This window comes from Pseudomonas sp. Pseusp11, from assembly GCF_047304405.1.
Classification (GTDB): domain Bacteria; phylum Pseudomonadota; class Gammaproteobacteria; order Pseudomonadales; family Pseudomonadaceae; genus Aquipseudomonas.
Map to the genome: position 1 here is coordinate 20591 of NZ_JBGLZF010000002.1, position 25232 is coordinate 45822.

The following is a 25232-nucleotide window of genomic DNA, read 5'->3' on the forward strand; positions in this document are numbered from 1 at the left end:
AGAGCATAGGGCAGCGATGCGATGGGGCCAGCACTGTCAGCACAAAACTCAACCTGAAATCAGCTCATCGATATGTCGATAATCAACCTGTAACTGCGCTGCCAACACCTTTGCCCGCCCGAGTCGAATCGGCCCGCGCTCGATGTCGATCAGCAACCCCGGACAATCCAGCTCCGGCAATGTCGACCATTCCTTCAACCGTCCATCCGTCACTAGCAACAGCCGCTGCTGTTCGGCCGGAAAACGCTTTTGCCGTGCCACCAGCCAGTGCCCCGCCTCGCCCAGCGCCGCCAGCATCGGCGTCCCGCCGCCGGCGCCCAATCCCTCGAGCCAATCGCGTAAGCCCGCAGAAGCTTTCAACCCCTGCACCTGCCACTTCGGCAAGTGACCGCTGGCGGTCAGCAAAGCCAGGCGTGCGCGCTGGCGATAGGCATCGTCGAACAGTTGCACCAGCAAGCCCTTGGCATCGCTCAACGCCTGATGGCGCCGGGTCGAAGCCGAGGCATCGACGATCACCAGCCACAGTTCATGCGGGGTGCGGGTCCGCAGATGGAACAATAGGTCATCGCGTTGACGCGGTCGGCCATTGAGCAAGGTGCCGGGCCAGTTGACCGATCCGCTACGGGCGGCGTGACGCTTGCCCTGTTTACCGTGATCCAGCCGGCCTGCGCGGGGTCTGGCATTCGCCCCCGCGTCTGATCGAGGGCGAATGCCTAGGGCTTTTTTGGCCAGCTCGGCACTTCACGTCGAGCACCGACCGGCAGCGCCTGGGCGGGCATTTCGCCCCACTGGCCCTGACCTTCGTTCGGGTTGGTGGTTTGCGCAGGGGATTGCTGTGGCGCTTGGGAGTTTTGCGGCGCAGAGGTCGAATGCTCCCGACGACGATGACGCAAGGCAAATTCGGCGACCGCGTCGATATCTTCTTCGGCAATGGCGTTCGCACCGCGCCAGGCCGCATGTGCCCGCGCCGCGCGCAGCCAGACCAGATCGGCCCGCAAGCCATCGACGCCGGCAGCAAAGCAGCGCTCGGTGATCTGCGCCAGTGCGGCATCGTCGAGCGGGATACTCGCCAGGGCCGCACGCGCCTTCTGGCAACGCTCGCGCAGGGCGTGTTGCTGACTTTCCCACTCGGCGCAGAAGCCTTGCGGATCGCTGTCGAAATCCAGTCGACGACGGATGATCTGGCCGCGCTCGGCGGGTGCGGTATGGCCACTGAGGGCGACGTTCAGGCCAAAGCGGTCGAGCAGTTGCGGGCGCAGTTCGCCCTCTTCCGGGTTCATGGTGCCGATCAGCACAAACTTCGCCGAATGCCGATGGGAAATCCCGTCGCGCTCGATCAGGTTGGTGCCGCTGGCGGCCACGTCGAGCAGCAGGTCCACGAGGTGATCGGGCAGCAAGTTCACTTCATCGACGTAGAGCACGCCGCCGTCGGCCTTGGCCAATACACCCGGAGAAAACTGTGCGCGCCCTTCGCTCAAGGCCGCGTCGAGATCGAGGGTGCCGACCAGCCGTTCTTCAGTGGCGCCCAGGGGCAAGGTAACGAATTGACCGCTGGCCAGCAGGTCCGCCAGGCCTCGGGCCAGGGTCGACTTGGCCATGCCGCGCGGGCCTTCGATCAGCACGCCTCCGATTTTCGGGTCGATGGCGGTCAGGTACAGGGCGAGCTTCAAGTCATCGGCGCCGACCACGGCGGAGAGCGGGAAATGGGGGGTGTCGGTCATGTTCAAATCTCGGTCATGGTCGGTGATTACTCTGTGGCGAGGGAGCTTGCTCCCGCTCGGCTGCGTAGCAGTCGTAAAACCTGAAAATGCGGTGTGCCTGACAGAGCCTGGTTTTTTGTTTTGGGGCTGCTGCGCAGCCCAACGGGGGCAAGCCCCCTCGCCACAGCCCCCTTCGCCACAAATTTCCTTTGCTCACCGGCTAACTGTCTTCTTCTATATCCAGCAACAAATTCTCCAGCGCCTCGCGGTATTCACCCGGTTCCTGCCACATCCCCCGTTGCTGCGCTTCGAGCAGGCGCTCGGTCATATCGCGCAAGGCGTGGGGATTGTGTTCGCGGACAAACTCCCGGGTCGCCGGATCAAGCAAATAGGCGTCCGCCAGCAACGCATACTGGTGATCGTCGATCAGCCGCGTGGTGGCGTCGAACGCAAACAGGTTATCGACCGTCGCCGCCAGTTCGAACGCGCCTTTATAGCCATGACGCTTGACCCCGTCGATCCATTTCGGATTGGCCGCCCGGGAACGGATCACCCGGTTCAGCTCTTCCTTCAATGTGCGGACCTTCGGCAAGTCCGGCTGACTGTGGTCGCCGTGATAACTCGCCGCCGCTGCACCGCTGAGGCTTTCGACGGCCGCCAGCATGCCGCCCTGAAACTGGTAATAGTCGTTGGAATCGAGCAAGTCGTGCTCACGGTTGTCCTGGTTTTGCAGCACGGCCTGCACCTGGCTCAGACGCTGGGCGAACTGCTCGCGGGCGGCGGTGCCCTCATCGGAGCCGCCATAAGCGTAGCCGCCCCAGTTCAGGTAAACCTCGGCCAGGTCTTCGCGGCTTTGCCACAAACGACCGTCGATGGCGCCTTGCACGCCGGCACCGTAAGCACCCGGTTTGGCCCCGAAGATCCGCCAGCCGGCCTGCCGCCCGGCCGCTTCTTCATCCAGACCGGACTCCAGCAGCGCCTCGCGCTCAGAGCGAACCTTGGCCGCCAACGGGTTGAGATCCTCCGGTTCATCCAGCGCGGCGACTGCTTGCACGGCGGCGTCGAACAAACGAATCAGGTTGGCAAACGCATCGCGGAAGAATCCGGAGACGCGCAAGGTCACGTCCACCCGCGGCCGGTCCAGCAGGCTCAACGGCAGAATCTCGAAGTCGTCGACCCGCTGACTGCCCGTCGCCCATACCGGCCGCACGCCCATCAAGGCCATGGCCTGGGCAATGTCGTCGCCGCCGGTGCGCATGGTCGCGGTGCCCCAGACCGACAGGCCGAGCTGACGCAAGTGATCGCCGTGATCCTGCAAGTGCCGTTCAAGAATCAGGTTCGCAGATTGAAAACCGATGCGCCACGCCGTGGTGGTCGGCAGGTTGCGCACGTCCACCGAATAGAAATTGCGCCCGGTAGGCAACACGTCCAGCCGTCCGCGACTCGGCGCACCGCTCGGCCCGGCCGGGACGAATCGCCCGCTGAGGGCGTCCAGCAGGCCGCGCATTTCCGCCGGGCCGCAGGCGTCCAGGCGCGGGGCGACGACCTCGCGCAAACTGTCGATGATCGCGCTCACGTCGGACCAATCTGCCTCCTGTGGGAGCGGGTCTAGGTGGTGAGGGGCCTTGTGGCGAGGGGGCTTGCCCCCGTTGGACTGCGCAGCAGTCCCGTTTTTTGGGGCCGCTTCGCGACCCAACGGGGGCAAGCCCCCTCGCCACAAAGGCTCGCTCCCACACGGGCCAGGCTCGGCATTCAACGTCTGCGAAATTAGTTGCGCGGCGAACAGTTCCAGACGCTCACGGGTATCCCCCGCCGTGCGCCACAGCTCATCACTGACCGCCTGCAAGGCATCCGGCCGAGGACCGTTCCAAGGCTCGGCCAACACGCAATCCAGTGGATCGAAGCCCAACTCGAACGCTTTGACCAGCGCCCGCAACAAACTCGATTGCGCGCCACGGCCGTCGCCGCGAGGAATGCGCAGCAAGGCCAATAAGGTGTCGATGCGCAATTGCCCGGTCGGCGACTCGCCAAACACGTGCAGGCCATCGCGGATCTGCGATTCCTTCAAGTCACACAGGTAAGTGTCCAGGCGCGGCAACCAGATCGCCGCGTCGGCATCGCTGTCGAGCTTCTCGTCCAGTTGCAGTTCGCGATCAATGTGCGTGTCGCGCACCAGTTGCAGAATGTCGCGTTGCAGTTCCCGGGCGCGGCGTGGATCGAGCAACTGCGCTTCGTAATACTCGTCAGCCAACAACTCAAGGTTGCGCAGTGGGCCGTAGGTTTCGGCGCGGGTCAGCGGTGGCATCAGGTGATCGATGATCACCGCTTGCGTGCGGCGCTTGGCCTGGGCGCCCTCGCCCGGGTCGTTGACGATGAACGGATAGACGTTCGGCAGCGGGCCGAGCAGCGCGTCGGGCCAGCAGTTTTCAGATAACCCGACGCCCTTGCCCGGCAGCCATTCGAGGTTGCCGTGCTTGCCGACGTGGATCACGCCGTGGGCGCCGTAGGTGTTGCGCAACCAGAAGTAGAACGCCAGATAACCGTGGGGCGGCACCAGGTCCGGGTCGTGATAGACCGCGCTCGGGTCAACCTGATAACCCCGGGCCGGTTGAATGCCGACGAAGGTCAGGCCGAAGCGCAACCCGGCAATCATCATTCGCCCGCCACGGAACATCGGATCGCTTTCGGGCGAGCCCCAACGTTGCAGCACCGCCTCGCGATTGGCTTCGGGCAGTGCGTTGAACATCAAAAAGTAATCATCCAGCGCCAGGCTTTGCTGGCACGGACGTTGATCGATAGTGTCCAGGTCATTGCTGACGCCACCGAGCAGTTGCTGGATCAGCGCGGTGCCGCTGTCCGGCAACTCGGCCGGCAACGGATAACCTTCTTGATGCAGTGCACGCAGGATGTTCAGCGCCGCGGCGGGTGTGTCGAGACCGACGCCATTGCCGATGCGTCCATCGCGAGTCGGGTAGTTGGCGAGGATCAGGGCTATGCGTTTTTCACTGTTGGGCACCCGCGCCAGATCAATCCAGCGCCGCGCCAGTTCAGCGACAAAATCCATGCGTTCAGGCTGCGGTCGATAGCAAACCACATCGGACTGACTGCGCTCGCTGCGCCACGCCAGATCCTTGAAGCTGATCGGCCGACTGATGATTCGCCCGTCCAGCTCCGGCAGTGCAATGTGCATCGCCAAGTCACGGGGACCGAGGCCTTGCTCGCTGGCAAGCCAGCCGGGCTCGTTGTCCTGGGCGCAGATCGCCTGAATCACCGGAATGTTGCGACGAAACGGCCGCAGGTGCGGCGCTTCAGGGCTGGACTGGGCGAAACCGGTGGTGTTCAGAATCACCCCCGCCTCGACTTCATCCAGCAAATCCTCGACCACCGCCAGGCAGCCGGGCTCTTTCAGACTGGCCAGCGCAATCGGCAACGGGTTGAGCCCCGCCGCCTGCAAACGCTGGCAGAAAACATCGATGAAACCGGTGTTCGCCGCCTGCAAGTGCGAGCGGTAAAACAGCACCGCCGCCACCGGCTGATCGGCCTGCCAGTCGGCTTGCCAATCCTGAAGGTGCGCGGGGCTTTTTTGCGGGTGGTAGATCGCGGTGCGTGGCAGGGTTTGCGGCTCGGACCATGGATAGTCGCGACCCAGCCAGCGACTGGCGAGGCAACGAAACAGGTCGAGCGCATTGGCCATGCCGCCCTGACGCAGGAAGTGCCAGAGCCGGTCGCGGTCTTCGGGGATCACGGTGCTCAGATCGCTGAGTTCCGGGTCCGGGCGATCGTCGCCCGGCACCAGAATCAACTGCACACCGCGCTGGGACAATTCCACCAGACGCTCGATGCCGTAACGCCAATAGGCGATACCGCCGTGCAGCGAGATCAGAATCACCTTGGCATGGCGCAGCACTTCGTCGACATAAAGATCGACCGAGGCGTGATTCTGCACCTGCATCGGGTTGGCCAGGCGCAGGCTCGGGTAATCGTCGGGCAGCTGCTGCGCCGCCTCGGCGAGCAACGCCAGGCTGGAATCGCCGCTGCACAGGATCACCAGCTCGGCGGGGGTTTGTCCAAGGTCGGCAATGTTGTCATCCGACACGAAACCGCCGGGCTGGGTCCTGAGCAGGTGCATGGGTTAAACGCTGAGCGCAGCGCGCAATTGCGCTTCGAGTTGAACGGCGTCCAGCGCCTGACCGATCAACACCAGACGGGTGGTGCGCGCTTCCTCGGCGCCCCACTGACGGTCGAAGTGCTTGTCGAAACGCGTGCCCACGCCCTGAATCAACAGGCGCATCGGCTTGTTCGGCACCGCTGCGAAACCTTTGACCCGCAGGATGCCGTGCTGCACCACCAATTGTGTCAGCGCGTCCATCAACAGGCTTTCGTCGGCTTGTGGCAGTTCGATGGAGATGGAGTCAAACGCGTCATGGTCGTGATCATGATCGTCTTCACCTTCATGGTGATGATCGTGATGGCTGTGGCGGCTGTCGATGTGTTCTTCGGAACCGGCGCCGAGGCCGATCAACACGTCCAGTGGCAGGCGACCGCTGCTGGCTTCAATGACTTTCACCGCCGGCGGCAGCTCTTCGGCGACCTCCAGGCGCACGCGGGCCAGGTCTGCGGCGCTGATCAGGTCGGCCTTGTTGAGAATCACCAGGTCGGCGCTGGCCAGTTGGTCGGCGAACAGTTCGTGCAGTGGCGACTCGTGGTCCAGGTTCGGATCGAGTTTGCGCTGGGCGTCCACTTGATCCGGGAACGCCGCGAAAGTGCCAGCCGCGACGGCCGGGCTGTCGACCACGGTGATCACCGCGTCAACGGTGCAGGCGCTGCGGATTTCCGGCCACTGGAAGGCTTGAACCAAAGGCTTTGGCAGGGCCAGGCCCGAGGTTTCGATGAGGATGTGGTCGAGGTCGCCGCGACGCGCAACGAGTTCGCGCATCACCGGGAAGAATTCTTCCTGGACGGTGCAGCACAGGCAGCCGTTGGCCAGTTCGTAGACGCGGCCGCTGGCCTCTTCTTCGGTGCAGCCGATTGAGCACTGCTTGAGGATCTCGCCGTCGATGCCCAGCTCGCCGAACTCGTTGACGATCACCGCGATGCGACGGCCCTGGGCGTTGTCGAGCATGTGCCGCAGCAAGGTGGTTTTGCCCGAACCGAGGAAGCCGGTAACGATGGTGACGGGGAGTTTGGCCAGTGTTTTCATCGGATGCCCTTTGGCAAGGTGGCGGGCATACGGGACGACAACCGGCACGCGGGGGCGCATGCCTGAAGAGTTCGCCACCGGATCACCCCGCCCGGTTGAAAGTGAGAATCTGTGTCGAGGCAGGTCTCCTGGCTGACGGTGTGCCGGGCGAGTCAGCCTGGCATTCGCTGCGCCTTCCCGCGAGCCCGTTGCACAGGGTTTGCAGTGGCGTGGCAGCGAACATCACCGTTCACAGTTGCGGGGGCAGCCGCGGCATCGACCGCGTTCCCTTCTTAGCTTCGGCAGACGCCGAAGAACCTCGAAAGCGCAAGGCTACGCATCGTGTGGGGGCGGGTCAATCGCTGCGCACCCCACCGGCCCGTGTAGGAGCTGCCGAAGGCTGCGATCTTTTGATGTTGCTTCTCAAAAACAAGATCAAAAGATCGCAGCCTTCGGCAGCTCCTACCAAGAGCCAATCAGCATTTGGTATCCAAGTGAGAACCCATGCCAATTGACTCCCCGCCCTCGCCCATGCTCTCCTACACGCCTTGTTACGGGTGCCCTTCACAGGGTGAAACGGGAAACCGGTGAATCATGTGCTTTACTCTAAAGCCATGTCAGTCCGGTGCTGCCCCCGCAACGGTAAGCGAGTGAAGCGTCAGATCCACTGTGCCGGTCATACGGCATGGGAAGGTGATGCTTGCAGGTTCAGGCGCAAGCCCAGCCCCTCGCGAGCCCGGAGACCGGCCCGCAACACAAAGTGACTTTTACGTTCACTGAATAACAAACCCGCGGTGGGCGGGCGCTGTTCAAAATCTCTGCGAGCCCTTGGCGTGCGGAGGTTTTCATGCGCTCTATTCACCCGCTGACAGACCAGAGGGAAGCGCCATGTCGATCATCAGCAGCACCGGCCACGCAACGGCCAGCACCACCACAACCCTGACTCAACGCCTGACCGCTGCCGTGTGTGCGTCGATCCTTGGCGCGTGCCTTGTGTATTTCGCCGGTTTCTCGCACATCGAAGCGGTGCACAACGCCGCGCACGATACCCGTCACAGCTCCGCCTTTCCGTGCCATTGAGACCTGCTGAGATGATCAAGCGTATTGCGCAAACCGCAGGTTTCACCGGGCTGCTGGCCGCCCTGCTATTGACCCTGCTGCAAAGCTTCTGGGTCGCCCCGCTGATTTTGCAGGCCGAGACCTATGAAAAATCCGAGCCGGCCGCTGTTGAAATCCACGAGCACGCCGCGGGCGCAGTCGCTCATACCCACGATGCCGAAGCCTGGGAACCGGAAGACGGTTGGCAGCGCGTGCTGTCCACTACCGGCGGCAACCTGGTGGTGGCAGTCGGTTTCGCCTTGATGCTCGCCGGTCTTTACACCCTGCGCGCACCGACCAAAACCTCTCAGGGCCTGCTCTGGGGCCTGGCCGGTTATGCGACATTCGTGCTGGCTCCGACTCTCGGCCTGCCGCCTGAGCTGCCGGGCACTGCCGCGGCTGATCTGGCGCAACGGCAAATCTGGTGGATCGGCACTGCCGCGTCCACGGCCGTCGGCATCGCGTTGATCGTGTTCAGCCGTCACTGGCTGATGAAAGTCCTTGGCGTGGCGATCCTGGCCGTGCCGCATGTAATTGGCGCACCACAACCGGAAGCCCATTCAATGCTGGCGCCGGAAGCCCTGGAAGCTCAATTCAAAATCGCTTCGCAGTTGACCAACGTGGCGTTCTGGCTGGCCCTGGGCCTGATCAGCGCCTGGTTGTTCCGCCGCAAAAGCGATGGCCATTACTCCGCATGACTGACGTCAGCGCAGCGCCGACCCTGGTGGTCGGCCTGGGCTGCCAGCGCGGCTGCCCCGTCAGCACGTTGCGGGCGCTGCTCGATCAGGCGCTACAGGCCCATCAAATCGGGCTCAGTGAGATCAAGGCCCTGGCCAGCATCGACCTGAAGCGTGAAGAGCCTGGCCTGATCGAACTGGCCGAACAGCTGGCATTGCCGCTGATGTACTTCAGCAGCGAACAATTGGCGACCTATCAAGCACAACTGAGCCACCACTCGGACATCGCGTTTGAACGCACCGGTTGCTACGGCGTGGCGGAAAGCGCCGCGCTGGCCCTGGCCGAACAATTGGCCCAGGCACCGGCAAAGTTGCTGATTCCACGACAAAAATACGCCCAGGCCACCCTGGCATTGGCCAGCGCCGCGTAAAATCCCCGATAATCCCCGCCCTCGATCATGAGCATTCTTCATCTGAAGCATGTCCAGGCCCTATTTCTGACAGGAAACGACGATGACCGTCTACTTCATTGGCGCCGGCCCCGGCGACCCGGAACTGATCACCGTCAAAGGCCAGCGGCTGATTCGTAGCTGCCCGGTCATCATCTATGCCGGCTCCCTGGTCCCCGCCGCCGTGCTGGAAGGCCACCAGGCCGAACAGGTGGTCAACAGCGCCGAACTGCACCTGGAACAGATCGTCGAGCTGATCAAGACCGCCCACGCCAACGGCCAGGACGTGGCCCGGGTGCACTCCGGCGACCCGAGCCTGTACGGCGCGATCGGCGAGCAGATTCGCTACTTGCGTGAACTCGACATCCCTTTCGAAATCGTTCCCGGCGTTACCGCCACCGCCGCCTGCGCGGCCCTTTTGGGTGCCGAACTGACCCTGCCGGACGTGTCACAGAGCGTGATTCTGACCCGTTACGCCGACAAGACCGCGATGCCGGCTGGCGAAGAGCTGGGCAGCCTGGCGCAACACGGGGCGACCATGGCAATCCACCTGGGGGTCAATCATCTGGAGAAGATCCTTGCCCAATTGCTGCCGCACTACGGCGCCGACTGCCCGATCGCGGTGATTCACCGGGCGACCTGGCCGGATCAGGATTGGGTGGTGGGGACGCTTGAAGACATTGCGCAGAAGGTCCAGGCCAAGGGTTTTCGCCGGACGGCGCTGATTCTGGTGGGTCGAGTGCTGGGCAGCGATCACTTCAGTGAGTCGTCGCTGTATCGCGCGGGGCATGCGCACCTATACAGACCCTGAAGCACTTGTGGCGAGGGAGCTTGCTCCCGCTGGACCGCGCAGCGGTCCCAAAATCAGCCAACGCATTCATCACGGGAAAATGCATCGGCTGGATTGCGACTGCTTCGCAGTCGAGCGGGAGCAAGCTCCCTCGCCACAGGTTATCGATCATCCATAAAAAAACGGTGCTCACGGGCACCGTTTTTTTATGTCGCAGCGAACACCTTAGTAGTAGGCGTTTTCTTTCTGCGTGTGGTCGGTCACGTCACGAACACCCTTGAGCTCGGGAATACGCTCGAGCAAGGTGCGCTCGATGCCTTCCTTCAGGGTGACGTCTGCCTGGCCGCAGCCCTGGCAACCGCCGCCGAACTTCAGCACGGCGATGCCGTCTTCGACCACATCGATCAGGCTGACCTGACCGCCGTGGCTGGCCAGCCCCGGGTTGATCTCGGTTTGCAGGTAGTAGTTGATGCGCTCGTTGACCGGGCTGTCGGCGTTGACCATCGGTACTTTGGCGTTTGGCGCCTTGATGGTCAGTTGGCCGCCCATGCGGTCGGTGGCGTAGTCGACAACGGCATCGTCCAAGAAGGCTTCGCTGAAGTGGTCGATGTACGCGGTGAAGCTTTTTAGCCCCAGCGCCGTGTCTTCAGGTTTTTCTTCGCCCGGCTTGCAATAGGCAATGCAGGTTTCGGCGTACTGGGTGCCAGGCTGGGTGATAAAGACGCGGATGCCGATACCCGGGGTGTTCTGCTTGGAGAGCAGATCGGCCAGGTAATCATGGGCGGCGTCGGTAATGGTAATAGCGGTCATGGAAACTCCTCGCAGGCTTGGACGCAGTTTACGCCAATCGACGCGCCGCACAAAGTCCTAGTATTTTTGTCGGGAACTGTGGCGAAGGGGCTTGCCCCCGTTGGGTTGCGCAGCAGCCCCAAAATCTCTGACATACCGAAGATCTTGTGAGTGCTGCGCACTCAAGCGGGGGCAAGCCCCCTCGCCACAGTCGCTCCCACACCGGGTTGCAGGCATTTCAGAGATTCTCGTAGCGATTCATGTCCAGCACGCCCTCTTCCACCGGGTCGGTGTCGTGGATGTATCGGCTCAGATCATGGAAATACCGCCAGAACTGCGGATGACTGCGGCGAATACCCCAGCGTTCGACGATTTTCTCGAAACTGGCAGCGTCTTTGGCGTTTTCCATCTCGTCGACAAACGCCGGCACTTGCCCGGCCGGGATGTTGAACATGAAGTTCGGATAGCTGCTCAGAACCCCCGGATAGATCGTCAACGTGTCGAGCCCCGGCTGATAACGCAGCGACTCCCCGAGCAGGAACGCCACGTTGCTGTGGGCGCGGTTGCGCAGCAGGCTGTAGACCTCGCGCTTGCCGCTTGAGGTCTCGATGCGCAACATCGTGGCTTCCGGCAACTGATCGATGACTTTCAAACCGGCGGCCGGGCGCGACGTCAGGCGGCTCAAGGCCTGTTCGGCGTTCTGCAATGCCAGATCGATGTTCGGCCGCGAGCAGTAAGCGCCGTCGCAGCGGTTGATCGGATCGGGCCTGGCATTGAGTTCGCCGTAACGGGACAGCAACTGCAAGGCGAAATCGCGTTTCGGGTCGTTTTCGTCCAGCGTCAACGCCGTCGGCTTGTCGTTATCGATGTCCTCGTAATCCAGCCACATCTTGAACTTGCCGCTGTTCTGGTACCAATCGTCGAGATAGCCGTCCCGTGAGCTGGCCGGCATCAGGCGCAGGAAGTTCTGCTCGGCGCCGTTGCGGATCAGGTCGAAGTACAGCCGGGTCTGGGCCTGATGGGACACGTTACCGAACACATCGAAGTTGACCGCCAACTGGTAATAGGTGCGTTCCAGCAACGGGTAATCGAACAGCCACATCGTCTGCGGCACGTCGCCGATCAGGCCCTTGGTCACCGAGGCGCTGTCGAAATGCCGAAAGATACTCAGCAGTGCGTTGTCATTGCCGGCCCACAGGGTCGACCAGCTCGGCGCCGGCAAGTCGGCATAGCTGTCCCGGCGCAGGGCCTCATATTCGTTGCGTTTGTTGCGGTAGTCGTGCCACAGGCTCAAGACGCTGCCGACGTCATCGTTCTGCCCCGGCATCGCCAGCAACGGCGTAGCCTGGCCGCGATATTTCGGGTCGGTGATGTAAAGGTCATGCTCCGGGGCCTGGAACAGTGCCCAGAAGTTGTCGCGAATCACGTCGGTGGCGATCTGACCACGGCAGACCGGACCGCGAATAAAGGTACGCACGAAGTATTCGGCGTTATCGAGCATGAACTGGTAACGCGCCTGGGCCGGGATCGCTTCGAACGTGGCAAACGGATTAGCCCGCCGCTCCGGCCCGTAGCCCGGTAAGGCGTGGACCTGCCAGTTGCCGTTGTAAAACAGGCTCTTGATCCGCGCCATCTTCGCCGCGCTCAGCGGGTAGGTGATGTGGGTCTTGTGCACGATCACGCCTTGCACCGGCCACAGACGGTAATAGACCTGAGTGCCCGGGTCGTCATTCGGACGGCGGGTGTTGATCAGGTCGATGGGCTGCCCCGTCGGCGTGCGCGAACGTACCCACTGAAAGAAATGCCCCGGCTCGCCGTCCTTGAAATAGATATGGGCCAAGAACCAGTGCTCGAACAACCAGCGCCCGACCAGACTCTCCCGGGCACCCGGCGAATTCAACAGGTTTTCCCACTGCACCACTTGCAAGGCTTCCTTGGCGCTGGGCACCAGGCCCTGCTGGTCGATCGGCGCGCCGGAGGCCAGCCAGCGTTGCAGTGTCTGATATTGCTGATCGGTCAGGCCGGTAACCGCCAGTGGCATGCCCTCTTTCGGGTGTGAACTGGCGTAGCCGTCGAACTCCGCCGGCATGGCACACATGTTTTCCCGGTTCAGGCCCAGGACGATGTCTTCCGGTAGCTTGGCATTGGGTTGCAACGGGGTTTTGTGCCCCAGCTCAAGCATGCGTGCCATCAGCGCCGCCTGGCTGCCTTGGGCGTCGAGCACTGAATAGAAGCCCTTTTGCTGCCAGGCACGCTTGCCGAAGGCGTCATAAAACAACCGAGTCGGCGCGGCGGCCTTGCTGCGTTCGCCGTCATAGACCGGCGCCTTCGTCGCACCTCGGGCCGCCCCTTCGCCACTGCCCAGGTTGAGCTGACAGGCGGAGTCGTAGCAGGCATGGCAGGCCACGCACTTTTCGGTGAAGATCGGTTGAATGTCACGAACGTAGGAAATGTCCGGACCTTGCGCAGCGGCGCCCCCGCTTAAAAACAGCATCAATAGGCTGGTGACGACGCGATACGACATATCCCTGGTCCTGATCATGAGAAAACGCCGCGATTCTACCGGTCTGGCCTGCGCACCAACATGAACGATATTCATGCAAAACCGGCACATGCTCCAAAAGCACACAGGTTTGTTATTATCCCGGCCCTTCGTCATGGCCTTACCGAGTAGTCCAAATGTCCGATCGCAGCGTTCGCCTTCAAGCTCTCAAGCACGCCCTCAAAGAGCGCATCCTGATTCTCGACGGCGGCATGGGGACAATGATCCAGAGCTACAAGCTCGAGGAACAGGATTACCGTGGCAAACGCTTCGCCGACTGGCCAAGTGACGTCAAGGGCAACAACGACTTGTTGGTACTGACCCGCCCGGACGTGATTGGTGGCATCGAGAAAGCCTACCTGGATGCCGGCGCCGACATTCTGGAAACCAACACCTTCAACGCCACCCGGATTTCCATGGCCGATTACGGCATGGAAGAACTGGCCTACGAACTGAACGTAGAAGGCGCACGCCTGGCCCGCAAGATTGCCGATGCGAAAACCCTCGAGAACCCGGACAAGCCGCGTTTCGTCGCCGGCGTGCTCGGCCCGACCAGCCGTACCTGCTCGCTGTCGCCTGACGTGAACAACCCCGGCTACCGCAACGTGACCTTCGATGAACTGGTGGAAAACTACACCGAGGCCACCAAAGGCCTGATCGAAGGCGGCGCCGACCTGATCCTGATCGAAACCATTTTCGACACCCTCAACGCCAAAGCGGCGATCTTCGCCGTGCAAGGGGTTTACGAAGAGCTGGGCGTCGAGCTGCCGATCATGATTTCCGGCACCATCACCGACGCCTCTGGCCGTACCCTCTCCGGCCAGACTACCGAAGCGTTCTGGAACTCCGTGGCCCACGCCAAGCCGATTTCCGTCGGCCTGAACTGCGCCCTCGGCGCCCGCGAATTGCGCCCATACCTGGAAGAGCTGTCGAACAAGGCCGGCACCCACGTGTCGGCGCACCCGAACGCCGGCCTGCCGAACGAATTCGGCGAGTACGACGAGCTGCCAGCGGAAACCGCCAAGGTCATCGAAGAGTTCGCCCAAAGCGGCTTCCTCAACATCGTCGGCGGCTGCTGCGGCACCACACCGGGCCACATCGAAGCCATCGCCAAAGCGGTAGCCGGTTACGCCCCGCGTGAAATTCCGGATATTCCCAAGGCCTGCCGCCTGTCGGGCCTGGAACCGTTCACCATCGATCGCAGTTCGCTGTTCGTCAACGTCGGCGAGCGGACCAACATCACCGGTTCCGCCAAGTTCGCCCGACTGATCCGTGAAGACAACTACACCGAAGCCCTGGAAGTCGCCCTGCAGCAGGTCGAAGCCGGCGCCCAGGTGATCGACATCAACATGGACGAAGGGATGCTCGATTCGAAGAAGGCCATGGTGACCTTCCTCAATCTGATTGCCGGCGAACCGGACATCTCCCGCGTCCCGATCATGATCGACTCCTCCAAGTGGGAAGTGATCGAAGCCGGCCTCAAGTGCATCCAGGGCAAGGGCATCGTCAACTCCATCAGCATGAAGGAAGGTGTCGAGCAGTTCATTCACCACGCCAAACTGTGCAAGCGCTATGGCGCCGCGGTGGTGGTGATGGCCTTCGATGAAGCCGGCCAGGCCGACACCGAAGCGCGCAAGAAAGAAATCTGCAAACGCTCCTACGACATTCTGGTCAACGAAGTCGGCTTCCCGCCGGAAGACATCATCTTCGACCCGAACATCTTCGCCGTGGCCACCGGTATCGAAGAACACAACAACTACGCTGTGGACTTCATCAACGCCTGTGCCTACATCCGCGATGAACTGCCCTACGCCCTGAGCTCAGGCGGTGTGTCCAACGTGTCGTTCTCGTTCCGTGGCAACAATCCGGTGCGCGAGGCGATTCACTCGGTGTTCCTGCTGTATGCAATCCGCAATGGCCTGACCATGGGTATCGTCAACGCCGGCCAACTGGAGATCTACGACCAGATCCCGGTGGAGCTGCGCGACGCCGTTGAAGACGTGATCCTCAACCGCACCCCGGAAGGCACCGACGCCCTCCTCGCCATCGCCGACAAGTACAAGGGCGACGGCAGCGTCAAGGAAGCCGAGACCGAAGAGTGGCGCAACTGGGACGTCAACAAGCGTCTGGAGCATGCGCTGGTCAAAGGCATCACCACCCACATCGTGGAAGACACCGAAGAATCACGCCTGTCGTTCGCGCGCCCGATCGAAGTCATCGAAGGCCCGTTGATGGCCGGCATGAACATCGTCGGCGACCTGTTCGGCGCCGGCAAAATGTTCCTGCCGCAAGTGGTGAAGTCCGCCCGCGTAATGAAGCAGGCCGTGGCCCACCTGATCCCGTTCATCGAACTGGAAAAAGGCGACAAGCCGGAAGCCAAGGGCAAGATCCTCATGGCCACGGTCAAGGGCGACGTGCACGACATCGGCAAGAACATCGTCGGCGTGGTGCTGGGCTGCAACGGCTACGACATCGTCGACCTCGGCGTGATGGTGCCGGCGGAGAAGATCCTGCAAGTCGCCAAAGACGAGAAATGCGACATCATCGGCCTGTCCGGCCTGATCACGCCTTCGCTGGACGAAATGGTTCACGTGGCCCGCGAGATGCAGCGTCAGGACTTCTATCTACCGCTGATGATCGGTGGCGCGACCACCTCCAAGGCGCACACGGCGGTGAAGATCGAGCCCAAGTACAGCAACGACGCGGTGATCTACGTCACCGACGCCTCCCGCGCCGTGGGCGTGGCGACGCAGTTGTTGTCCAAGGAACTGAAAGCCGGTTTCGTCGAGAAGACCCGCCTGGAATACATCGACGTTCGCGAGCGCACCGCCAACCGCAGCGCCCGCACCGAGCGCCTGAGCTACCCGGCGGCCATCGCCAAGAAACCGCAGTTCGACTGGGCCAACTATGAGCCGGTCAAACCGACATTCACCGGCGCCAAGGTGCTGGACAACATCGACCTGAAGGTTCTGGCCGAATACATCGACTGGACACCGTTCTTCATCTCCTGGGACCTGGCCGGCAAGTTCCCGCGCATCCTGCAGGATGAAGTGGTCGGTGAAGCCGCCACCGCGCTGTACGCCGATGCCCAGGAAATGCTTGCCAAGCTGATCGACGAGAAGCTGATCAGCGCCCGTGCGGTGTTCGGTTTCTGGCCGGCCAACCAGGTGCGCGACGATGACATCGAAGTCTATGGCGATGACGGCAAGCCATTGGCCAAGCTGCATCACTTGCGCCAGCAGATCATCAAGACCGACGGTAAGCCGAACTTCTCCCTCGCCGACTTCGTCGCGCCGAAGGACAGCGGCGTGACCGACTACGTGGGTGGTTTCATCACCACCGCCGGGATCGGCGCCGAAGAAGTGGCCAAGGCTTATCAGGAAGCGGGCGACGACTACAACTCGATCATGGTCAAGGCGTTGGCCGACCGTCTGGCCGAGGCGTGCGCCGAGTGGCTGCACCAACAAGTGCGTAAAGACTACTGGGGCTACGCCAAGGACGAGACGCTGGACAACGAGGCGCTGATCAAAGAGCAATACACCGGCATCCGCCCTGCTCCGGGCTACCCGGCGTGCCCGGATCACACCGAGAAAGCCACGCTGTTCAAGCTGCTGGACCCGGAAGCGGAAGAGCTCAAGGCCGGCCGCAGCGGCGTATTCCTCACCGAGCACTACGCGATGTTCCCGGCGGCGGCGGTCAGCGGCTGGTACTTCGCTCACCCGCAGGCGCAGTATTTCGCCGTGGGCAAGATCGACAAGGATCAGGTGCAGAGCTACACCTCGCGCAAAGGCCAGGAGTTGAGCGTGACCGAGCGTTGGCTGGCGCCTAACCTGGGTTACGACAACTAATCCCCTTCCCCTGTGGAGCGAGCCTTTTGTGGCGAGGGAGCTTGCTCCCGCTGGACTGCGTAGTAGTCCCATTTTTTGGGGCCGCTTCGCGACCCAACGGGAGCAAGCTCCCTCGCCACAAAGGCTCCGACAGAGTTCGTGCCTGTTGTCTATGCTTGCCTCATACACATTCGTGACGGGGGATTTATGGACGATCCAGTCGACAACAATAACCACAACAAACCGCCGACCTTCTGGCAGATGCTGCACAGCGTCATGGCGGCGGCGTTCGGGGTGCAAAGCGGGAAAAACCGGGCCCGGGACTTCACTCATGGCAAGCCCAGTCACTTTGTGATTCTGGGGATTCTGTTCACGGTGGTGTTCGCCCTGACGCTGTTCGGCATCGTCAAACTGGTGTTGCACCTGGCCGGGATCTGAGCCGGCTCAGTGCATCAGGGTTTGCAGGTTGAACGGGTAGCGGTACGACGTCGGCCGCCCTTTGGCCGAGAGCTTTTGAAAATCCACGTTGTAATCCTGAGTGGCACCCATGGCCAGCAGTCGCCGGGCTTGCGCGTGGTCGATCAGTTGCAATGACGGAATCTGCCGGTCGCGCCCGCCGTACTGGCTGACATCCACCCCCTGGTCGTAGTCATGCAACTGCACAAGCGCCCAACCGCCCAGAGTGAAGTGCCCGCCCAACAACACGCTTAGCCGCCCCTCCAACAGCGCCTGCAACGCGGCCGGTGAATTGTTGATGGCACTGAACAGCACACCCTTGCCCGGCTGACCTCCCGTTTCGGCGTACGCCTGCATGGCGCCGAAAGCCATTTCATCGTTAGCCGACCAGACCAGCGATGTTTGCGGGTAACGCTTGAACAATAACCTGGCCTGTTCATAGGCGCGCTCGCGGGTCCAGCCGCCATACACCAACTGGCGCAACCGCACTTCGGGGTGTTCGGCCAATGCCCGCATCATGCCCTGCTCACGCTGTTGCGCGGCCGGCGTGATTTTCAGGCCGGAAAAGGCCACCAGTTCGACGACCTCACCGGGTGCGACCGGGCGATGCAGGCGAATCAGTTCCTTGAGCATCAGGTAGCCGCCCTCCTCATTGTTGGGCACCAGGCTACCCAGCCAGTCGGGATACTTGTCCGGCTGGGCGCCGAGCAGGCGCATCTGGTCGGCGGTCAGGCCGTTGTTGACCAAAAACAGCTTCACGCCGCTGCCTTGAGCCAGGCGCAGGATTTCGGGGGCGACATACAGCTCGTTGGAGAACACCAGATAGTCCGGCCGACTCGGCCCTTGCAGCGCTTCGCGGGCCTGTTTGAGTGTGGTCTCGGCGTTTCGCTCGGCATACTGGATTTGCAAATCCATGCCCAGGTTCTTGGCCGCGGCCTGCATGAACTGCGAGTAACTGACCCAGAACGTCTCTTGGCTGGTCCCGGGATTGAGGAACAATACGGACGCCGCCTGGGCACACGGTCCCAGGACCGCGCCAAGCGCCAGCACTACACCATAGAAGAACTTCAACATTGATCGTCCGAGCCCCCGAAAATCCGCCGCGCATTATAGCCAGCGAAGTCCCTGGAAACGGCGCATATTCCGGCTTTTTGTCCGACATCGTCGGCGCCGGGCCCGGACGGGGTCGTTTATTGATGGCTGACCCAGAATACCGCCGTCCCCACGACCAGGATGATCAGGAACAGAATCGCCCAGGCATCGACCGTGCTATCGCTTTTCCTTGCTTTGGTTGGGTTGCTCATTGCATCGCCTCTTGTCGGTTTTATCGGTGATTGCATAAAGACTCGAGCACAGTTAAGACGATGATTGCCCGCACGACAAATGAGGGTTTTATCTCAACGACTTTCATTAGTCGTTTTGGTTCTTTGCATATACTCAAACATCACTTTTGCGCATAACTGCAAACTGGTATCTTGCGTCGGCTCCGTTGGGAGTGCGCGGCCGTGCGCGCAGAATTGCCGAGGCAGAATCGGATGAAAGCTTGCGAAAACGCAGCTGTATCCGACCGGCCCAAGCCTGAGAACAGGACTTATATGTACGTATACGACGAGTACGATCAGCGGATCATCGAGGACCGCGTCAAGCAGTTCCGTGATCAGACCCGACGCTATCTGGCAGGCGAGCTGAGCGAAGAAGAATTCCGCCCCCTGCGCCTGCAAAATGGCCTTTATATCCAGCGCTTTGCCCCGATGCTGCGGGTGGCGGTGCCTTATGGCCAACTCACTTCGCGCCAGACGCGAATGATGGCCAAAGTTGCCCGCGACTATGACAAGGGCTACGCCCACATCAGTACCCGGCAGAACGTGCAGTTCAACTGGCCGGCCGTGGAAGACATCCCGGACATCCTGGCTGAGCTGGCGACCGTGCAGATGCACGCAATCCAGACCAGCGGCAACTGCCTGCGCAACGTCACCACCGATCAGTTCGCCGGTGTCGCCGCCGACGAGTTGATCGATCCGCGGCCATGGTGCGAAATCGTCCGTCAGTGGACCACGTTCCACCCGGAATTCGCCTACCTGCCGCGTAAATTCAAAATCGCCATCAACGGTTCGACGTCCGACCGTGCGGCCATCGAAGTCCATGACATCGGTCTCGAGCCGGTGCACAACGCCGCGGGCGAACTGGGCTTCCGTGTGCTGGTCGGTGGCGGCCTGGGCCGTACTCCGGTGGTGGGCGCGTTCATCAACGAATTCCTGCCGTGGCAGGACCTGTTGAGCTACCTCGACGCCATTCTGCGGGTCTACAACCGCTACGGCCGTCGCGACAACAAGTACAAGGCGCGGATCAAGATTCTGGTCAAGGCCCTGACACCTGAAGTGTTCGCGCAAAAAGTCGACGCGGAAATGGAACACCTTCGCGGTGGCCAGACCACGCTGACCGAGGCCGAAGTGCATCGCGTTGCCAAGCACTTTGTCGATCCGGACTACAAGGCTCTGGAAAACCAGACAGCCGAACTGGCCGAGCTCGACAAACAGCACCCGGGCTTCGCCCGCTGGCGCACCCGTAACACCCTGGCGCACAAAAAGCCGGGTTACGTTGCCGTCACACTGTCCCTGAAGCCGACTGGCGTTGCACCGGGCGACATCACCGACAAACAGCTCGATGCCGTTGCCGACCTCGCCGACCGTTACAGCTTCGGTCAGCTGCGCACCTCCCACGAGCAGAACATCATTCTGGCCGATGTCGAGCAGAGCCAGTTGTTCGCGATGTGGGGCGAGTTGCGCGAGCAAGGTTTCGCCACACCGAACATCGGTTTGCTGACCGACATCATCTGCTGCCCGGGCGGCGACTTCTGCTCCCTGGCCAACGCCAAGTCGATCCCGATCGCCGAATCGATCCAGCGCCGTTTCGACGACCTGGACTACCTGTTCGACATCGGTGAGCTGGACCTGAACATCTCTGGCTGCATGAACGCCTGTGGTCACCACCACGTCGGCCACATCGGCATTCTCGGAGTGGACAAGAAAGGCGAAGAGTTCTACCAGGTGTCCCTGGGTGGCAGCGCCAGTCGCGATGCGAGCCTGGGCAAGATCCTCGGCCCGTCCTTCGCCCAGGAAGCCATGCCTGATGTGATCGAGAAGCTGATCGACGTGTACATCGAACAACGTACCGAAGACGAGCGCTTCATCGACACTTATCAGCGTATCGGCATCGACCTCTTCAAGGAGCGCGTCTATGCAGCGAATAATTAAGAACAACGAAGTCGTCGACGAAACCTGGCACCTGTTGCCGAAAGATTTCAACATCGACGAGATCAGCAACTGCGACGACCTGATCGTCCCGTTGCACATGTGGCGCGAACACAGCCGCATGCTCATGGCCCGTGATGGCGGCCTGGGTGTGTGGCTGGATGCCGACGAAGAAGCCGAAGAAATCGGTGACGACGTGGCGAACTTCCAGGTCATCGCCCTGAACTTCCCGGCCTTCACCGATGGTCGCAATTACTCCAACGCCCGTCTGCTGCGTGACCGCTATGGTTTCAAAGGCGAACTGCGGGCAATTGGCGATGTGCTGCGCGACCAGCTGTTCTACATGCACCGCTGCGGTTTCGATGCGTTTGCCATTCGCGCCGATAAAGACCCCTACGAAGCCCTTGAAGGCCTCAAGGACTTCTCGGTGACCTATCAGGCCGCCACCGACGAGCCGCTGCCGCTGTTCCGTCGCCGTTGATCGTCACACCTTGAACCCCTTGCGGGGTTCAAGGTTTTTCCCTTACTGCGTGACTATCGGAAATGGTCGTCCCATGGCCTCCCAGTCCCGATAAAACCGGGCACGATCCTCAAGTGCCGTGAACAGCACAAACGGGTTTTCAGGATCAGCCTCAGCCCCTCCGATATCCTGAACCAACTGTGTCCACAACGCTTCTGAAGCATCGGCATCCCCGAGCAGCCGCCACACTCTCGCCTGTAGCGCCAGGTAGTCGACCCGAAAGTCCGCCGTCAGGCTCATACCATCCATAATTCTCAAGAACCTGCTGCCAAGGGGCCTGACTGCAAGCCTCTGCCAGACCAATTGTCGCGCCTCTCGCAGCCCTTGATCGCCTTCACGCAACCACTCGATGACATTCCCGTAGTTGGCTCCAGGCTCGCTTAACCACAGGTTGATCCCCGTTCGCCGCCGATGATCGACAAGGCGCAATAAGGTGTCCTCGTCCGTCAACGGATTGCCCTGCAGCATCACACGATCCCTGGCGATGGCCTGGTTCAGAACCCCCTGCGGAACCCGGGTGATCCGGTTATTGCGCAAGTCCAAGGTCGTCAGGTAAGGCTGCTCCATGATGCCAACAGGGCATGTGCTGATCCTTGTGTTACTCAAGTTGAGCCGGCGCAAATCGTTCATTCCCAGCACCAAGGGAGGGACATCCAGTGGATTGTTGCTCAGGTCCAGCGTTTGCAAGCGCGTCAGATCAGTCAGCTGTGAAGCGCTGCGCTGACTGAAAGTCAGACTTGTTGACCTCAGGTTCAGCGTAGTGAGCTGTCGCAGCTGGTTGATCGCATGAGGTAATGCGCGTCCAGCTTCGTCGTTGGTGTTGAAGTGACTCAGATCGACATTTTCCAGGTTCAGGACTTCAAGATTTGGAAAACTCTCAAGAAATCCGTTCAGGCTTTCCTCTTCGGTCAAGTGGAAGCTGCGCATTGATAATTCGAGAACATTGTTGAGCCGGACATTCAATACGGGTAACCGGTGGTAATCCTCAAAGTCGAGATCAAGCCTGACACCGCGTACTTGCTCACCTGCCAGGAGAAGCCCCTGCTGGGGTCCGCGCTGCTGCCAAATGGCGACCAGTTCCTCGGCCAATTCATTTCGGGTAGCTCGCTCATAGTGCATTTCCGTCAGCATCAGCTGAATGTTATGAGCCTGAATTTGCGCAGCGTTCATCCCCGCCGCCTCAGGATCACCGGCAACGAGCTGGCGAACACCCATGTGATGGATGTCATCCGCCACCTGATCTATCCAGCCTGTCAGGTCAGTGTTGAGTTGCTGCAGCTGCTGCTTCAGCCACTCAATGTGCGCCTGTGCGTTTAGGCCTTCACGTTGAAGGAGCGCATCAGCCTGGGCATCGGTAAAGTCTGGGTAGACCTCTTTGAGCTGCAGCCTCATCATCTGCTGCGTCAGCGCCTCGGCCTGGGGCGTTCCCGGAAAACCGCCGCCTCTGAGCCCGTGGGCATCGAACGGCAACCCACCGTCCATTCTTTGCAGCCCGAGTATCACCTGTGATCGGGGCAACGCCTGGTTGCTGATGGCGAGTCGCAGTTCGTCGACTGAACCAGGCGACGTCAGGAGCAGCGCTGAACGGTCGTCGTCCGTCAACACGCCGAGAAGCGCCGTATAAAAATCTGTCGGCGAGGCCTGATGCAGATAGTGCTGTCCGACTCTGACCAAGCGCCGGACATCCGTGGCCTCCTGCGCGCCGATGCGGTCCAGCACTCGCCCCGCGACGGATTGATCAAGGACATCGATCCGCAGGTTCCGCGGCCAGCCCGGCAGGTTTTGCAGCGAGTGCAAGGCCAGGATGTCCGAGTCCGGGCTCGCCACCGAACGCAGATAAAGACCTTCATAAGCGCGATTGAGCCGCACATGCTGCTGGTACTGCCGCGCCTTGCTGTCCAGACGCGTGAACACTTGCCTGACCTCGGTCACATCGGGGGCTTGCTGGATATCCACGCCATAGCGGTCGAGCATTTGTTCGATGGCACCTTTGGGCAGCATCGGGTATTGCTGCTGAAACAGCCGCACCCACTCATGTTCCGACTGTTGAAGTGCGGCGTAACGCTTGTTGAATTGCTCAGGCGTGCCGGCCGCCCCCAGATCCTGATCGATCTTGAAGCGACTGATCGTATCCGTCAGTAAAGGCGTAGGTGGACGCCCCGTTTGCATCAGTCGCAGCATGTCATCGTCAATCACACTGACCTTGCCGATCTGTGCCAGGACTTCATCGCTGAAAGACGCCACAGTCGGGCCGATTCCGCGGATCAGCTCCACGCGGGAGGACAGCACGGAAACCGGTGGCTCGGGCGTCGGGGCAACGGCGATTTGCGAAGACGGACGTACTGACTCGACGGCCGCTTCATCCTTCAGCGCCGCCTGTGCGCCGATCGGCAGCGCATTAAGCAAACCGAACACGGTGCGCGACACGCCCTCCGACCGTTCACGTGGTGTTTCACCGTTTACTGCCTGATCAAGACCGTAACCGGCGTCAATAAGCCCGGCCAGCGCCAATATGCCTTCGCCTCCCGGGACGAACAACGCCAATGGCCCGAACCGGTTGATCCATTGCACCACCGGTTCGACCACCGCACTTAAATTGTCACGATTGACCTGTGCATCGGTACGAATGCTTTCGATACTGGCGTGGGCGGCCTGCTTCATCGTCAGCACCAGTTGCGCAAACGGATCGGTCGCCGATGGCGGATTGTCGTAGCCAATGTAATCGGCGGGGTCCCAATAGCCGTCGTTATTGAAAAAACCGGCATTGTTGGTCAGCCGATGCATCGCGGGGTACTGCGCCATGCCGTCCAATGCCGTCAGCACCCCCGCATGAAACGTACCGTCCTCGCGATCATCTTCGGCAAAATGGGCGGCCAATGCCTGTTTTGTCTCGCTGAGCTTGCCCTGCGCGACGACCCATTGGTGCAGTTGAGTGGCATCGGTGAATTCGTGCAGCGGGGAAGAGTTGCCTGGGATGTACAGCAGCACTCGGGTACTGGCAGTGTCACGGAACGCCCAGATATCTGTTGCGGTGTAACGGTATAGCTTCAAACGGCCGGCCCTGACGGACAAAGGGGGGCGCGTCGCCGCTTGCAGTTGTTCGATGGTCAGCGTTTCCCACGCCTGACCGGGCGGCAAGCCAGCCGCCTCCATCGCGAGCTCAAGTCCTTTTTGCGACAGGCAGCGCTCCTTGAACTGCAACCAGGCCGTCATCACAAACGCTGCTTTGACCGATGTCCTCAAGGCGTACGAACTGGACGCAGTGAGCACCTCGTCAGAGGGCCAGACCTTTTCAAGATAGGTCTCGTACACGTGCTTGAAGTCCAGCTCCCAGACCCATTTCTTGAAATCGGCCGGCCTCAGCTTCAGTTGTGAGGCGGGACCGTAAGTCTGCGGCGTCGTTTGCCGATAGATGCCTTCATAGGTGTCGTGATTGCCGCTGCCGTAATCAGCGAACTCATCGACATGCTCGACAATCCGCACCGTCGGGCCGACGTCCGGCGGTGTGTACAGACCAAAGGCGGTTTCAGCAAAACGACCGTCCCCAACCGTCTGGTAATTTGAAAGCAGCGCTTGCAGCAGCGACCGCGAGTTCGCCACCTGGCCCTGTTGGAAACCGTTCTCTTCAGGGTGGCCCTTGTAGTGGTAATCGAGGGTGACCATCAAGGTCGTCTGCGGGTCGATGTCCTGCCCCCATTTTTCCTTGATCAGGTGTTCGCCCAACTGGCCGGGGGTTTGGGGGAGAGCGATGTCCAGTGCAGCTTTCAGTTCCTCGCGCATTCGCAACGATGGGGCTGGATGAGGTGCGGCAACGTGGCGAAGGAGCTCATTCATGGTGCAATCCATTGCAGTCAATTCAGGTCTGTCACCCTACCCCACCTGACTCCACACGAAAGCGCGACCGATCGACAATGGCATTAGGAAAATTCGTTATTTCTTGCAGGTGAGTGGACA

At 61.1% G+C, this 25232-nt stretch carries 16 protein-coding genes and 2 riboswitches; of the genes, 8 read left to right on the forward strand and 8 right to left on the reverse strand.

Annotated elements, in window-relative coordinates; genetic code table 11:
• Nucleotides 1-48 precede the first annotated feature (48 nt).
• From ACCC96_RS01435 to cobW, 4 genes are all read right to left on the reverse strand, one after another.
• Nucleotides 49-594 (reverse strand): vWA domain-containing protein, encoded by a 546-nt coding sequence (locus ACCC96_RS01435; RefSeq protein WP_413694776.1) that lies wholly within the window; start codon nt 592-594, stop codon nt 49-51.
• Nucleotides 595-713: 119 nt separating this feature from the next.
• Nucleotides 714-1721, reverse strand: coding sequence for an ATP-binding protein (locus ACCC96_RS01440; protein ID WP_064617088.1), 1008 nt, complete (start codon nt 1719-1721; stop codon nt 714-716).
• A 199-nt stretch (nt 1722-1920) separates the two neighbouring features.
• Nucleotides 1921-5829 carry a cobaltochelatase subunit CobN gene (gene cobN / locus ACCC96_RS01445; RefSeq protein ID WP_413694777.1) on the reverse strand — a complete coding sequence of 1303 codons (3909 nt, stop codon included), beginning with the start codon at nt 5827-5829 and terminating at the stop codon, nt 1921-1923.
• A 3-nt stretch (nt 5830-5832) separates the two neighbouring features.
• Complete coding sequence (gene cobW / locus ACCC96_RS01450; protein ID WP_026286539.1) at nt 5833-6900, reverse strand: cobalamin biosynthesis protein CobW; 1068 nt, start codon at nt 6898-6900, stop codon at nt 5833-5835.
• A 100-nt stretch (nt 6901-7000) separates the two neighbouring features.
• Nucleotides 7001-7216, reverse strand: a riboswitch (cobalamin riboswitch).
• Between the two features lie 201 nt (nt 7217-7417).
• Nucleotides 7418-7646, forward strand: a riboswitch (cobalamin riboswitch).
• 121 nt (nt 7647-7767) lie between these two features.
• Here cobW and ACCC96_RS01455 point away from each other — a divergent pair.
• The 4 genes from ACCC96_RS01455 (at nt 7768) to cobM (ending at nt 9914) form a co-directional block, all read left to right on the forward strand.
• Nucleotides 7768-7959 (forward strand): CbtB domain-containing protein, encoded by a 192-nt coding sequence (locus ACCC96_RS01455; RefSeq protein ID WP_019649183.1) that lies wholly within the window; start codon nt 7768-7770, stop codon nt 7957-7959.
• 11 nt (nt 7960-7970) lie between these two features.
• Entirely contained in the window at nt 7971-8675 is a 705-nt protein-coding gene (locus ACCC96_RS01460; RefSeq protein WP_413694778.1) for a CbtA family protein, read from the forward strand.
• The gene (locus ACCC96_RS01465; protein WP_019649185.1) at nt 8672-9085 is read left to right on the forward strand and encodes a cobalamin biosynthesis protein; all 414 of its coding nucleotides are present in this window, start codon (nt 8672-8674) and stop codon (nt 9083-9085) included. The genes ACCC96_RS01460 and ACCC96_RS01465 overlap by 4 nt, the downstream gene beginning before the upstream one ends.
• Before the next feature lie 82 nt (nt 9086-9167).
• Nucleotides 9168-9914 (forward strand): precorrin-4 C(11)-methyltransferase, encoded by a 747-nt coding sequence (gene cobM, locus ACCC96_RS01470; protein WP_413694779.1) that lies wholly within the window; start codon nt 9168-9170, stop codon nt 9912-9914.
• A 204-nt stretch (nt 9915-10118) separates the two neighbouring features.
• Here the strand turns inward: cobM and nfuA are convergent, their stop codons facing one another.
• Nucleotides 10119-10703, reverse strand: a complete 585-nt coding sequence (nfuA, locus tag ACCC96_RS01475; protein ID WP_007941757.1) for a Fe-S biogenesis protein NfuA — start codon at nt 10701-10703, stop codon at nt 10119-10121.
• A gap of 217 nt (nt 10704-10920) precedes the next feature.
• Nucleotides 10921-13206 carry a fatty acid cis/trans isomerase gene (locus tag ACCC96_RS01480; RefSeq protein ID WP_413694780.1) on the reverse strand — a complete coding sequence of 762 codons (2286 nt, stop codon included), beginning with the start codon at nt 13204-13206 and terminating at the stop codon, nt 10921-10923.
• A 155-nt stretch (nt 13207-13361) separates the two neighbouring features.
• On the opposite strand from ACCC96_RS01480, the gene metH reads away from it, so the two are divergent.
• Both metH and ACCC96_RS01490 read left to right on the forward strand, forming a co-directional pair.
• Complete coding sequence (gene metH / locus ACCC96_RS01485) at nt 13362-17072, forward strand: methionine synthase (RefSeq protein WP_019649188.1); 3711 nt, start codon at nt 13362-13364, stop codon at nt 17070-17072.
• Nucleotides 17073-17258: 186 nt separating this feature from the next.
• Entirely contained in the window at nt 17259-17489 is a 231-nt protein-coding gene (locus ACCC96_RS01490; RefSeq protein ID WP_018927642.1) for a DUF2970 domain-containing protein, read from the forward strand.
• A 6-nt stretch (nt 17490-17495) separates the two neighbouring features.
• On the opposite strand, the gene ACCC96_RS01495 is transcribed toward ACCC96_RS01490, so the two are convergent.
• Nucleotides 17496-18581, reverse strand: a complete 1086-nt coding sequence (locus tag ACCC96_RS01495; RefSeq protein ID WP_413694781.1) for an ABC transporter substrate-binding protein — start codon at nt 18579-18581, stop codon at nt 17496-17498.
• 521 nt (nt 18582-19102) lie between these two features.
• Between ACCC96_RS01495 and ACCC96_RS01500 the strand changes: the two genes are divergently transcribed.
• Nucleotides 19103-20761, forward strand: coding sequence for a nitrite/sulfite reductase (locus ACCC96_RS01500; RefSeq protein ID WP_019649190.1), 1659 nt, complete (start codon nt 19103-19105; stop codon nt 20759-20761).
• Complete coding sequence (locus ACCC96_RS01505) at nt 20745-21239, forward strand: DUF934 domain-containing protein (protein WP_018927639.1); 495 nt, start codon at nt 20745-20747, stop codon at nt 21237-21239. The genes ACCC96_RS01500 and ACCC96_RS01505 overlap by 17 nt, the downstream gene beginning before the upstream one ends.
• Before the next feature lie 42 nt (nt 21240-21281).
• Here ACCC96_RS01505 and ACCC96_RS01510 read toward each other — a convergent pair whose 3' ends face one another.
• A complete protein-coding gene (locus tag ACCC96_RS01510; protein ID WP_413694782.1) occupies nt 21282-25112 on the reverse strand; it encodes a dermonecrotic toxin domain-containing protein in 3831 nt (1276 codons plus the stop codon).
• Nucleotides 25113-25232 lie beyond the last annotated feature (120 nt).